General features: G+C 72.7%; 9 protein-coding genes and 2 pseudogenes. 1 reads left to right on the forward strand and 10 read right to left on the reverse strand.

The features are described 5' to 3' along the window. Positions 1 to 66: 66 nt before the first annotated feature. From gyrB to JKP75_RS19125, 5 genes are all read right to left on the reverse strand, one after another. On the reverse strand, positions 67 to 2,100 hold the full coding sequence (gyrB, locus tag JKP75_RS19105) for a DNA topoisomerase (ATP-hydrolyzing) subunit B (RefSeq protein WP_200493409.1): 2,034 nt from the start codon (positions 2,098 to 2,100) through the stop codon (positions 67 to 69). Between the two features lie 266 nt (positions 2,101 to 2,366). Then, positions 2,367 to 3,788, reverse strand: coding sequence for an APC family permease (locus JKP75_RS19110; RefSeq protein WP_200489786.1), 1,422 nt, complete (start codon positions 3,786 to 3,788; stop codon positions 2,367 to 2,369). 270 nt (positions 3,789 to 4,058) lie between these two features. Further along, positions 4,059 to 4,652, reverse strand: coding sequence for a hypothetical protein (locus tag JKP75_RS19115; RefSeq protein WP_200493410.1), 594 nt, complete (start codon positions 4,650 to 4,652; stop codon positions 4,059 to 4,061). Positions 4,653 to 5,044: 392 nt separating this feature from the next. Continuing rightward, positions 5,045 to 5,545: a DciA family protein gene (locus JKP75_RS19120; RefSeq protein WP_200489788.1), complete on the reverse strand. Its 501-nt coding sequence runs from the start codon at positions 5,543 to 5,545 to the stop codon at positions 5,045 to 5,047. Between the two features lie 79 nt (positions 5,546 to 5,624). Further along, a complete protein-coding gene (locus JKP75_RS19125) occupies positions 5,625 to 6,341 on the reverse strand; it encodes a DNA replication/repair protein RecF (RefSeq protein WP_375539258.1) in 717 nt (238 codons plus the stop codon). Positions 6,342 to 6,458: 117 nt separating this feature from the next. Between JKP75_RS19125 and JKP75_RS22155 the strand changes: the two genes are divergently transcribed. Beyond that, a complete protein-coding gene (locus tag JKP75_RS22155) occupies positions 6,459 to 6,659 on the forward strand; it encodes a hypothetical protein (protein ID WP_242473647.1) in 201 nt (66 codons plus the stop codon). 20 nt (positions 6,660 to 6,679) lie between these two features. Here JKP75_RS22155 and JKP75_RS24815 read toward each other — a convergent pair. The 5 genes and pseudogenes from JKP75_RS24815 to dnaA all read right to left on the reverse strand — a co-directional run. Further along, positions 6,680 to 6,790 (reverse strand): annotated as a pseudogene (locus tag JKP75_RS24815) (hypothetical protein); the annotation flags it as partial. A gap of 50 nt (positions 6,791 to 6,840) precedes the next feature. Further along, positions 6,841 to 7,404, reverse strand: a complete 564-nt coding sequence (locus JKP75_RS24210; RefSeq protein WP_375539263.1) for a hypothetical protein — start codon at positions 7,402 to 7,404, stop codon at positions 6,841 to 6,843. Between the two features lie 3 nt (positions 7,405 to 7,407). Continuing rightward, a pseudogene (locus JKP75_RS22170) lies at positions 7,408 to 7,840 on the reverse strand (NAD(P)-binding domain-containing protein); the annotation flags it as partial. Between the two features lie 40 nt (positions 7,841 to 7,880). After that, complete coding sequence (gene dnaN / locus JKP75_RS19135) at positions 7,881 to 9,032, reverse strand: DNA polymerase III subunit beta (protein ID WP_200489791.1); 1,152 nt, start codon at positions 9,030 to 9,032, stop codon at positions 7,881 to 7,883. 1,027 nt (positions 9,033 to 10,059) lie between these two features. Continuing rightward, a complete protein-coding gene (gene dnaA / locus JKP75_RS19140; protein ID WP_200489792.1) occupies positions 10,060 to 11,793 on the reverse strand; it encodes a chromosomal replication initiator protein DnaA in 1,734 nt (577 codons plus the stop codon). Positions 11,794 to 12,296: the final 503 nt, after the last annotated feature.

The raw sequence follows: 12,296 nt of genomic DNA on the forward strand, positions 1-12,296 counted from the left end.
GGTGCACAGAGGTGGACAACGTCGCTGCTCGACGGGCGGTCCCCGCCAGGTGCGGGGACCGGCCGGTCACACGTCGAGGAAGCGGACGTCCTTGGCATTGCGGGTGATGAAGCTGCGGCGGGCCTCGACGTCCTCGCCCATGAGGATGCTGAAGATCTCGTCGGCGGCCGCGGCGTCCTCGAGGGTCACCTGGCGCAGGATCCGCGTCTCGGGGTTCATCGTGGTCTCCCAGAGCTCGCTGGCGTTCATCTCGCCGAGCCCCTTGAACCGCTGGATCATCTCGTCCTTGACCTTGCGGCCGCTCTCGGCGCCGGCCTTGACGACGGCGTCGCGCTCCTTGTCGCTGTAGGCGTACTCGTCGCCCACCTTGCCGCCCCACTTGATCTTGTACAGCGGGGGCTTGGCGAGGTAGACGTACTGCCCCTCGACCAGCGGGCGCATGAAGCGGAACAGCAGCGTCAGCAGCAGCGTGCTGATGTGCTGGCCGTCGACGTCGGCGTCGGCCATCAGCACGATCTTGTGGTAGCGCAGCTTGGTGATGTCGAACTCGTCGTGGATGCCGGTCCCGAAGGCGGTGATCATCGACTGGACCTCGGTGTTCTTGAGGACCCGGTCGATGCGCGCCTTCTCGACGTTGATGATCTTCCCGCGGATGGGCAGGATCGCCTGGTACATCGAGTCGCGGCCGGACTTGGCCGAGCCACCGGCCGAGTCGCCCTCGACGATGTAGACCTCGGAGTTGCTCGGGTCGGTGGAGCGGCAGTCGGCGAGCTTGCCGGGCAGGCCGCTGACCGAGAGCAGGCTCTTGCGGGCCAGCTTGCGGGCGTCCTGCGCGGCGCGGCGGGCGCGGGCGGCCGACGACGCCTTGTTGATGATCGTCTTGGCCTCGGTCGGGTTCGCCTCGAACCAGTGGCCGATCTGCTCGTTGCAGATCTTCTGCACGAAGCCCTTGACCTCGGTGTTGCCCAGCTTGGTCTTGGTCTGGCCCTCGAACTGCGGGTCCCCGAGCTTGACCGAGATGATCGCGGCGAGGCCCTCGCGGATGTCCTCACCCGTGAGCTTCTCGTCCTTGCCCTTGAAGAGCTTCTTCTCCTCGGCGTACCGGTTGACGATCGAGGTGAGCGCCGTCCGGAAGCCCTCCTCGTGCGTGCCGCCCTCGTGGGTGTTGATCACGTTGGCGAAGGAGTAGACCGACTCCGAGTAGGCCTCCGACCACTGCATCGCGACGTCGACCGACATGGGCATGTCGTTCTTGCCGGTGCCCTCGGCGGCGAAGCTGATGACCGACTTGTGGATCGGCGACTTCTTGGCGTTGATGTGGCCGACGTAGTCGATCAGGCCGCCGTCGTAGCGGTAGGTGATCTCGGTGGGCTCGAAGGCCTCGACCTCGGCAGCCGGGTCGGGGGCGATCTCGGCGACCGAGACCTCGTCGGCCAGGCCGGTCTCGACCTTGCTGTGGCCCGGGCGCTCGTCGCGCAGGACGATCGTGATGCCCTTGTTGAGGAAGGCCATCTCCTGCAGCCGGCGGCTGATCGTGTCGAACGAGTAGGTCGTCGTCTCGAAGATGTCGCCGTCGGCCCAGAAGGTGACCGCCGAGCCGCGCTTCTTCGTGCTGCCGACCTGCTCCAGCGGACCGGGCTTGGCCATGTCGTAGCGCTGGAACCACTCGCCGCCGTCGCGCCAGACGTTCACCTCGAGCCGGGTGGACAGCGCGTTGACGACGGTGACGCCGACGCCGTGCAGACCGCCCGAGACGCCGTAGCTCTTGCCGTCGAACTTCCCGCCCGCGTGCAGGACGGTCATGATCACCTCGAGGGTGGGCCGCTTCTCGACCGGGTGCATGTCCACCGGGAAGCCACGGCCGTTGTCCTCGACCCGCACGCCGCCGTCGGCCAGCAGGGTCACCCGGACGGTGTCGCAGTAGCCGGCCAGCGCCTCGTCCACCGCGTTGTCGACGACCTCCCACACCATGTGGTGCAGGCCGCGCTCGCCGGTGGAACCGATGTACATGCCGGGGCGCTTCCGGACCGCCTCGAGACCCTCGAGGACGGTGATGGAGCTGCCGGAGTAGGCGTTCTCGGTCTGCGGTGCTGCGACCACGGGGGGCCTTCCTTTCGCGCAACCGGCACGCGTTCCCCCGGGTGCGGGTGGGGGGTGACGCGCAGAACGGCTCTGGCCCTCAGGGGCGCAGGACGACGCTGGGCCGGTTGCTGGCGGTTTCTGCTCCCGAGGATACCGGGTCCACCGACAGGAATGCCGCCGTCCACGCCCTCACGTCGTGTCTGCGGCCCTTCGGACCCGTCTCCCACCACAGATGCTGCCCCCGGTATCGACACGCCGTCCTCGGGGGCCTCACCCGGTCGGGCTCAGTTCTTGGGGCCCGCGGGGCGGTCGCCGCTGAGATTGCTCGGGTCGAAGGAGGCCCGCTCGGCCCCGGTCCGGCGGTTCACCAGGACGGTCACGAACCACAGGACGACGCCGATCGCCAGCAGGATCCCGGCGATCCGGTACTGCTCCGCGGGACGGCCGGCCCACGGCGTCGCGAGATACCCGCAGGCCAGCGCGCCGATGACCGGCAGCACCGTCGGCGTGCGGAAGTGGTCGGCGTCCACGGGGTCGCGGCGCAGCACCAGCACCGCGACGTTGACCACCGTGAAGACCAGCAGCAGGAGCAGCGCCGTGGTGCCGCCGAGCGCGGGGACCGCCCCCACGAAGGTGATCAGGCCGAAGGCCAGCGCGGTGGTGAACAGGATCGCCGTCGTCGGCGTCCGGCGGCGGGCGTGCACCCGGCCGAGCAGCGGCGGCAGCACCCGCTCCCGGCTCAGCCCGTAGACCAGCCGGCTGGCCATGAGCATGTTGATCAGCGCCGAGTTGGCGACGGCGAACATGGTGATGACGCCGAAGAGCCCGATCGGGAAGCCCGGCGCGCCGGCCTCGACCACCTGGAGCAGCGGGGTCTCGCCCTCGCTGAGCCGGTCCGGCGGCACGAGCGCGATCGCCGAGATCGACACCAGCACGTAGATGACGCCGGTCGCGACCAGCCCGCCGAGCAGCACCTTCGGGAAGATCCGCCGCGGCTCCTTGCACTCCTCGGCCATGTTCACCGAGTCCTCGAAGCCGACCATGGCGAAGAAGGCCAGGCCGGTCGCGGCGATGACGCCGCCGAGCACCGACCGCTCGCCGGTGTCGAACTCCGTCACCCGCGAGAAGTCGCCCTCCCCGCCGCCGAGGGCCCAGACGCCGACGCCGATGACGATCAGCAGGCCGGTGAGCTCCACGCAGGTGAGGACGACGTTGGCCTTGACGCTCTCGCCGACGCCCCGGTGGTTGACCAGCGCGACCAGACCCATGAAGCCCAGGCCGATGAGCGTGATCCCGAAGCCGTCACCGAGGTCGAGGTCGAACACGCTGGCGAAGTTGGCGCTGAAGGCCCGGGCCGCGGTCGAGGCCGAGGTGATGCCCGAGCTCATGACCGCGAAGGCGACCAGGAACGTCAGGAAGTGCACCCCGAACGCCTTGTGCGTGTACAGCGCGGCGCCGGCGGCCTGCGGGTACTTCGTCACCAGCTCCAGGTAGCTGAACGCGGTGACCAGGGCGACGAGGAAGGCCACCAGGAACGGCAGCCAGACCACCCCGCCCACCTCGGCGGCGACCTGCCCGGTGAGCGCGTAGATCCCGGTGCCCAGGACGTCGCCGATGATGAACAGCAGCAGCAGGCCCGGGCCCATCACGCGCTTGAGCGCGGGCTGGCCGTCGGTGGTGCGTTCGTCGGTGGCGGCGTCGGCCATCGGGCCCTCCTGGGACGTCGTGCTGCGCCGGCGGGCGCCGTCGAGCGCGTCGATCGTCCGCCCTGTCCGCCGGCTCCGCGATCCGGGGGATCACCCGATCGGAGCGGCCCCCCGACCCCGCGCCCGTTCCACGTGGAACACGGCGCCCGCGGCGTCCCGTCGTCCTCCCCCGGCGCCCGTCGTCCTCCCTCCCCGTAGCGCGTCCTCCCTCCCCGCGCACCGCGAGGGAGGACGCGCTGGGATCAGGTCACCTGATCCCAGCGGGGGGCGTCAGTAGCCGGCGGCGAGGGCGGTGACCAGCGCGGTGAGCAGCCGGGCGTGGTGCTCGATCAGCTCGGGGCGGTGGCCGTCGGGGCGGATCGCGGCGAGGTGGCCCGCCGCCGTCCAGAACTCGTCGCCGTCGTCGGTGCCCAGGAGCAGCCCGTGGACCGCCGGGTCCGCGGCGAGCCGGCGCACCTGCGGGCCGTCCTCGGCGGCGAGCAGGGTCCAGCGGCGGTCGAAGTCGGGGTTCTCGATGGGGATCTGCACCATCCCGCCGACGCGGTGCTTCCACAGCCGCGCCGGGGAGAGCCGCAGCGCCTGCGGTGCGCCGAGCAGCGGCGCGGCGGTGATCGCGTACTCCGGCACCAGGTGCCGGCCGGAGGCGTAGACGGCGTCGAACGCGACCAGCTCCAGCGATCCCGCGCGCCCGCGCAGCACGCTGCCCGGGCGGTGGTCCTTGGTCAGCCGGACCGGCGCGGAGGTGATCAGCTCCTGGAGGGCGGCGTCCTCGGGAGCGCTGCCGTCGGAGATCGTCCAGCCGCGCTGCAGCGCCCAGCCCTGCGCGCCGACGACGTCGCCCTGGTAGGTGAACGCCCGCTCCATCTCCGGATCGCTGCGCCGGCGGCCGCCGAACAGGCCGCGCCTCGGGGGCTCCGGCTGCGCGGGGGCCTGCTGCGGCGGCGCCCACGAGGGTCGACGCCGGCCGCGCCGCGCGCCGGGTCGGGTGCGGGCCGGTCGGGCTCGGCCGCGGGCAGGTCCCACCCGGCGGGCTGCCAGGTCGCGGGGTCGACGGGCGCCTCGTCGCGCGGCTGCCGGCGGCGGTCGGCGAAGTTCGGCTCGTCCGCGGCGGGCTCGTCCGGGGCGGGCGACGGCCGGTCCTGCGCGGGGTCCTCTCCGCCGAGGTGGGCCGGCTCCTGCCAGTGGCGGCCGGTGTCGTCGTCGAACCCGTCGCGGTCCCGGGGCGTGCTCATCGCTGACCTTCCGTCGTGGTGCGGCTATCCGTACGTGTCGCGGGGCCCCCGGCCGCGCACGGAGCGCGGGCCCTTCTTCCAGCTGGGGGCCGTCGGTCCGACAACGCGCAACCGGGTCACGACGTCCCCGCCGACCCCGGCGCGCAGCTTGCCGAGGATGGTCGGGGCGAGCAGCCGCAGCTGGGTGGCCCAGGCGGTGGACTCCGCCACGATCAGCAGCTCGCCCTCCGTCAGCGTCTGCGGCGCGCAGTGGGCGGCGATCTCCGGGCCGACCAGCGCCTCCCACCGGCCGAAGACGGCGCCGGTGCGCGTGCGCTCGGACCAGTCCTGCTGGCTGACCAGCGAGTCGACCAGCCGGCCCAGCGGCTGCGGGTCGTCGGCACCGGGACCGGGGCCGCTCCAGCTGCGCCGCGGCCCGGCGATCCGCCGCCGGGTCGGCCGCGGGCGGGAGGCGGACGCCGCGCGGGCCGCCTCGAGCGCGGCGCGGGCGATGTCGCTCGGCCGGGCCGGCTTCTCGTCGCTCATGGCTCGACTCCGCGCTCGTTCCGCTCCTCGCTCGCCGGCGCTCGCTGCGATGCTCGCTCGCCCGTCGTCCTCGCGTCGCTCATGACGCCACCTCCCCGGGGTCGAGCACGCGCACGGTACCGGCGCCGACCTCCACCCGGCCGCCGCGCAGCTCCGGCGGGACGTCCTCCAGCACCGCGGCGGTGATCAGCGTCTGCTCCGCGGAGCGGGCCACCTCGGCCAGGGCGGCGCGGCGCTCGGCGTCGAGGGTGGCGAAGACGTCGTCGAGGATCAGGATCGGGTCCTCGCCGTCGGCGCGCAGCAGCGCGAAGGTGGCCAGCTTGAGCCCGAGCGCCAGCGACCAGGACTCCCCGTGGCTGGCGAACCCCTTCGCCGGTGCCGGCCCCAGGTGGATGACCAGGTCGTCGCGGTGCGGGCCGACCAGCGTCATGCCGCGGTCCAGCTCGTCGCCGCGGCGCTCGGCCACCCGCTCGCGCATCGACGCGGTCAGCTCGGCCGCCGTGGGCAGCACGCCGTCCGGTCGCATCGCCGCACCGTCACCGGCCAGCGGGGTCGTCGACGAGTAGCCCAGGCCCGCGGCCAGCGCGCCGTCCCCGGCGACCTCCGCGTAGGCGCGGGCGAGCTGCGGGGCGAGGTCGGCGATCAGCCCGAGGCGGGCGGCCAGCAGCTGGCCGCCGAGGTCGGTGAGGTGGCCGTCCCACACGTCGAGGGTCTCGATCGCCTTGCCGCGGGGCAGCCGCGCGGTCTTGAGCAGCGCGTTGCGCTGCTTGAGCACCCGGTCGTAGTCGGCGCGCACCCCGGCCAGCCGCGGCGTGCGGCTGACCAGCAGCTCGTCGAGGAACCGGCGCCGCTCGGTCGGGTCGCCGCGGACCAGCGCGAGGTCCTCGGGGGCGAAGAGCGCACGGTGCGCACCATGCCGAGGAGGTCCCGCGGGCGCTGCATGGGCGCCCGGTTCACCCGCACCCGGTTGGCCCGGCCCGGGTTGATCTCGATCTCGACCAGCAGCTCGCGGTCCCCGCGGCGCAGCGCGGCGCGCACCACCGCCTGGCCGGCGCCGTGCCGCACCAGCGGGGCGTCGGACGAGACCCGGTGGCTGCTCATCGTCGCCAGGTAGCCCACGGCCTCGACCAGGTTGGTCTTGCCCTCGCCGTTGCGGCCGACGAACACCGTCGGCCCCGGGGCCAGCGGCAGGTCGACGGCGTCCCAGCTGCGGAAGGAACCGAGTTGCAGGTGGCGGACGTACACCTCGGCCCTTCGGCTCGCGGGGGTGGTCGGACGGGGGACGTGCGGGGGGGTCAGGCGGGGCGCTCGGCCTCGGCCTGCTGCACCGCGCGGACGGCGTGGCCGCCGAACTGGTTGCGCAGCGCCGCGACCGCCTTCATCGTCGGCGAGTCCTCCTGGCGGGAGGAGAAACGGGCGAACAGCGACGCCGCGATCGTCGGCATCGGGACGGCGTTCTCGATCGCCTGCTCCACCGTCCAGCGGCCCTCGCCGGAGTCCTCGGCGTAGCCGCGCACCCGCTCGAGCGAGGGGTCCTCCTCCAGGGCGCGCACCAGGAGGTCCAGCAGCCAGGAGCGGATGACGGTGCCCTGCGTCCAGGACTTGATGACGCCGGGCACGTCCTCGATGAGGTCGACGGCCTCGAGCAGCTCGTAGCCCTCGCCGTAGGCCTGCATCAGCGCGTACTCGATGCCGTTGTGGACCATCTTGCTGAAGTGGCCCGCACCGACCGGGCCGGCGTGCACGAAGCCGGCGTCGCCGGGCACCTCCTGACCGGACTCGTCGGTGGGCGCCGGCGGCTTGAGCGCGTCGAAGACCGGCTGGACCTTGGCGACGTCCTCGGCGGTGCCGCCGACCATCAGGGCGTAGCCGTTCTCCAGGCCCCACACGCCGCCGGAGCACGCCGGCGTCGACGTAGCCGATGCCCTTGTCGCGGCACAGCACGTCGTGCACCTGGTCGTCGGTGTACTTGGAGTTGCCACCGTCGACGATGACGTCACCCGGCTCGAGCAGCTCGGCGAGCTCCTTGACGGTGGCCCGGGTGGGCTCCCCCGAGGGCACCATCACCCAGACCACGCGCGGGGCGGACAGCGCCTCCACCAGCGCCGGCAGGCTGTCGACGTCCCGCTTGCCCGGCGCGTGGTCGTACCCGACGACCTCGTGGCCGGCGCGGCGGATCCGCTCGGCCATGTTGCCACCCATCTTGCCCAGCCCGATCAGCCCCAGCTGCACGTCTGCTCCCTCGGTGACATGGCTCCGTGGCCTCGGTTGGAAGGCCCCGTCGCAGGGTCCCACGCCGAGCGGAGCGAGGCATGGGGGGCGACGGGGTCCTCCATCAGCCCGGCAGGCGCACCGGCATGATCAGGTACCGGTAGCTGCCCGGCCGCGGCGCGGGGGCGTCGTCGCCTTCGGCGGGCTCCTCGACGCCGGACAGGACGGCGGGCTTGAGCGGGCTGGTGAAGTCCATCCGCGCCCGCGGGGTGTGGACGGCGGCCAGCCCGTCGAGCAGGAACGTCGGGTTGAAGCCGATGGTCAGCGGCTCGCCGTCGAACTCGACGTCGCAGCGCTCCTCGGCCTGGCCCTCGTCGTCGGTGCCGCCGGCCCGCAGCGTGACCTGGCCCGGGGTGAACTCGCAGCGCAGCGGGGTGCCGCGCTCGGCGACCAGGGCCACGCGCTTGGCGGCGTCGGTGAACAGGCCGACCGGCAGCGTGGCGCTCGAGGCGGACTCGCTGGGCATGATCGCCCGGTACTTGACGAACTCGGCGTCGAGCAGCCGGGTCGTGGTCTGCCGGTCCTTGCCCGACAGGCCCAGGATCCCCTCGCCGGAGCTCCCCGAGGAGAGCGAGACGGTGATCTCCGGTCCGCTGGTCAGCGTCTTCGCGGCGTCGGCGAGCGTGCGGGCCGGCACGAGGACGGCGGCGGAGAGACCCGGGGTGTCCGGGCGCCAGGCGAACTCGCGGACCGCGAGCCGGTAGCGGTCGGTGGCCGCGAGGGTGATCTGGTCGCCCTCGATCTCCAGCCGGACGCCGGTGAGCATGGGCAGCGTGTCGTCCCGCCCGGCGGCCACGGCCACCTGGCCCACGGCCTCGGCGAAGACGTCGCTGTCGACGGTGCCGGCCGACGAGGGCATGGACGGCAGCGACGGGTAGTCCTCGACCGGCAGGGTCGGCAGGCTGAACCGGGCGTTGCCGCAGGTGATGGCCAGGCGCGGGCCGTCGGCGGTCACGTCCACCGGGTGCGGCGGCAGCGCGCGGGTGATCTCGGCGAGCAGCCGGCCGGGCACCAGGACCCGGCCGCTCTCGGTGGACTGGACGTCGGCCTCGGCGCGCGCGGACACCTCGTAGTCGAAGCCGGACACCGACAGCTGGTTGCCGTCGACCTCCAGCAGGATGCCGGCGAGGACGGGCACCGAGGGGCGCGGCGGCAGGCTGCGCGCCGTCCACGCGACGGTGTCGGCGAGCACCTCTCGTGCCACCCGGAACTTCATCTGTCCATCCACCCGATCTCTTCTGCGTCCACGGTGCGCCGGGCGGGGAGGGCAGGCCTCCGCGCCGGTGCGCTGCTCATGGTGCCTGCTGGGGTGCCCCGGGGGGAAACCCTGTCCCTCGATGAGTGCCCGTGCAGCTCTGCTCGTTCCTGCTGAGAGCTCCGCGGGGCCTGCCCGAGCGGAGCGTCCCCACCCTGAATGTGGTTCGAGAAATCCTGGTTGAAATACCTCATCCTCGTCATCACAGGTGTGGAAGCTGGGGATCCGACCCGTTTGCGCAGGTCACGGCCCGGATGGCCCTGTTGGCCCGATGTGGGCGGTGACCGTGCAGCTGTTGTCGACACGTGGACAAGACGACGCCCGTGCACAGCGACCGCTCCCCGTCCACCTGCACTCCCCTGGTTGCCCCCTGTCCGTCCCCATCCCCTGTGCATCGCGGTCGATGACGCCTCCCGAGGGGCCGGCGAGCGCCTGCGACCGGGTCCGGTGCCGCTCTCGTGCTCGCGCGGCCCGCTGCGCCCGGCTGAGGGGATACGTGCAGGTCAGCGACGTGCCAGCAGGTGCGGGTGGGTCGCCGTCCGTTCCGGGCCGGCGTGGTCCGGTCGACATGGCGGACCGGCATCGGGACGGATCTCCCCAGCCTGTGCACATGTCTGGGGACAACTTCTCGACGTGTCGACGCGATCGCCGGTGACCGACCGCCGTCCGTCGCTCCGTACCTGGGATTTCTCCGTCCACCGGGATCCGCACAACTGTGGACAGCGACTTGTCGACCCCGAGCGACGAGGGGGCCCGGAGGGTCCCCGAGGAGCGAAGGACCGCGCGGCAGAGAACCCGACCCCACGACGCAACTCGCGGTCCGGAACGCACGCCGCCCCGCGAGGCGGCCTCGCCGAGGCGGGCCCGGAGGGTCCCCGAGGAACCGCAGAGCAGGGCTCATCGGCACAGGGGAACGGCACGTGGCCGCGGTGCGGTCCGGAGGACCGCGATCGTCAGGGCCGCGGTGCGGTCCGGAGGACCGCAGACATCACTGCCGGGCGCGGCTCTTGATCCGCGCGGTCAGCTCGGTGACCTGGGTGTAGGTGGCCCGCCGCTCGCTCATCAGGTTGGTGATCTTCTTGACGGCGTGCATGACGGTGGTGTGGTCCTTGCCGCCGAAGGAGGCACCGATGCGCGGGAGGGAGAGCTCGGTCAGCTCGCGGCACAGGTACATGGCGATCTGACGGGCGTTGACCAGCGTGCGGCTGCGGTTGGAGCCCTGCAGCTCCTCCATCGTCACGGAGAAGTACTCGGCGGTGGCGGCCATGATGATCGCCGCGGTGATCTGCGGGCCCTGCTCGTCGCTGATCAGGTCCTTGAGGACGAGCTCGGCCAGGGGCAGGTCGACCTGCTGCTTGTTGAGAGAGGCGAACGCGGTGACGCGGATGAGGGCGCCCTCGAGTTCGCGGATGTTGGTCTGCACCTTGCTGGCGATGAACTCGAGCACGGCGTCGGGCACCTGGAGCCGCTCGCCCCACGCCTTCTTGCGCAGGATGGCGATGCGGGTCTCGAGGTCGGGCGCCTGGACGTCGGTGATCAGGCCCCACTCGAACCGGGTGCGCAGCCGGTCCTCCAGCGTCGTCAGCTTCTTCGGCGCGCGGTCGGAGGTGATGACGATCTGCTTGCTGGCGTTGTGCAGCGTGTTGAAGGTGTGGAAGAACTCCTCCTGCGTGCGCTCGGCGCGCTCGAGGAACTGGATGTCGTCGATCAGCAGGAAGTCGATGTCCCGGTAGCGCCGGCGGAAGTCCTCGGCCCGGCCGGAGTGCACCAGGTTGATGAACTCGTTGGTGAACTCCTCGGTGCTGACGTACCGCACCTTGACGTTGGGGAACATCCGCGCGGCGTAGTGGCCGATCGCGTGCAGCAGGTGGGTCTTGCCCAGCCCGGACTCCCCGTAGATGAACAGCGGGTTGTAGGCGCGGGCGGGGGCCTCGGCGACGGCGACCGCCGCGGCGTGGGCGAAGCGGTTGCTGTTGCCGATGACGAAGCTGTCGAAGACGTACTTGGGGTTCATGCCCGGGTCCAGGCCGGCGGGCCGGCTGGTCTCCGGGCGCCGGCCGCGGCCGGATGCCGAGCGACCGCCGCGCTGGTCGCCGTCGGCGGAGGCGAACGGGAGGACGTCGGCGGACTCGCCACCCCGGTCGTGGGTGCTCGAGCCGGGGTCGGTCGGCCCCCAGGGGGTGGTGCTCCAGTCCTCGGGTGCGCCGCGGTCGACCGGCGGGCGGCCCCCGTCGAGCGGGCGCAGCTCGCGCACCTCGGGGGCCCGGCCGGCGGTCTCCTCGGAGGAGTCGCGGTCCCAGGGGGCGGTGCCGACGACGTCGGTGCGGACGCCGAACGCGCTTCGCCCGTCGTCGGCGCGGTCGCGGGTGGCCTGGTCCTCGGCGGCGCGACGGGCCTCGAGCTCGGCGGCGGACCACGGACGGCGGGTCGGCTCGGGGTCGTCCTGCTCGTCGGCCTGCGGCGGCGCGTCCTCGAGCTGGATGGCGACGCGGATGTCGCGGCCGAACTGCTCGGACAGCGCCTCGGCGAGCACCCGGCGCATGCGCGACTCGAGCACGGTCTGGGTGAACTCGTTCGGTGCGGCGAGCACCGCGGTGTCCTCGACCAGCCCCAGCGGGCGGGTGAGGTTCAGCATGGCGTTCTGCTGCGGGGAGAGGCTGGTGGCCAGCCGCTCCCGGATCTGGTCCCAGACCGTCGCCAGGTCCAGCGTGGCGTCCGCCATGCCGTCGTCCTCCCCATGGTGTCGACCCCGGTGGCCCGAGCCCCTCGCTGCCACTCCCGTCAGCGTGCCGCCTGCCGGGTGTGGATGGTGCGTTCCCCGGCGGGCAGTGCGGACGCTCGTGTTCCACACGAGTGTCCACAGGCTGTGCACGAGCGGGGGCACCGGCTCCGGGGCCGGTGAGGGCCCCGGCAACCGACCAGCGTTTCCGCTGGTCAACGCCCCGTCGTCGGAGCTACGGGCGCAGAGGGGGCTGGGATGACCTTCGGGTCGGCCCGCGCGCCGTGACCCTGTCGTCCGGTGCGGGGCGACGGCGACGCTAACAGCCCCGTCCACAGCCCGGCAACGACGCGGTCGCCGCTCCGGGCGCGTCGCGACGGCGCGTCGTTCCCCCGCCGGGGCATCATGGGCGGTCCGGATCGCTCCCGGCCACCGTCGGGCGGGATTCCTCGGTTATGCTGTCCGGAGTCCGTGACGGCTCCTGCTGCCATGCCCGCCCTCGCGCG

Origin of the sequence: Blastococcus sp. TML/M2B, assembly GCF_016612865.1 — a bacterium.
Taxonomy (GTDB): domain Bacteria; phylum Actinomycetota; class Actinomycetes; order Mycobacteriales; family Geodermatophilaceae; genus Blastococcus.

Excerpts from the sequence above, each read along its gene's own strand:
- dnaA (WP_200489792.1), bottom strand. The coding sequence starts at position 11,793 with ATGGCGGACGCCACGCTGGACCTGGCGACGGTCTGGGACCAGATCCGG.
- JKP75_RS24210 (WP_375539263.1), bottom strand. The coding sequence starts at position 7,404 with ATGGTCGGCGGCACCGCCGAGGACGTCGCCAAGGTCCAGCCGGTCTTC.
- JKP75_RS19120 (WP_200489788.1), bottom strand. The coding sequence starts at position 5,545 with ATGAGCGACGAGAAGCCGGCCCGGCCGAGCGACATCGCCCGCGCCGCG.
- JKP75_RS19115 (WP_200493410.1), bottom strand. The coding sequence starts at position 4,652 with ATGGAGCGGGCGTTCACCTACCAGGGCGACGTCGTCGGCGCGCAGGGC.
- JKP75_RS22155 (WP_242473647.1), top strand. The coding sequence starts at position 6,459 with ATGCCGAGGAGGTCCCGCGGGCGCTGCATGGGCGCCCGGTTCACCCGC.
- JKP75_RS19110 (WP_200489786.1), bottom strand. The coding sequence starts at position 3,788 with ATGGCCGACGCCGCCACCGACGAACGCACCACCGACGGCCAGCCCGCG.
- dnaN (WP_200489791.1), bottom strand. The coding sequence starts at position 9,032 with ATGAAGTTCCGGGTGGCACGAGAGGTGCTCGCCGACACCGTCGCGTGG.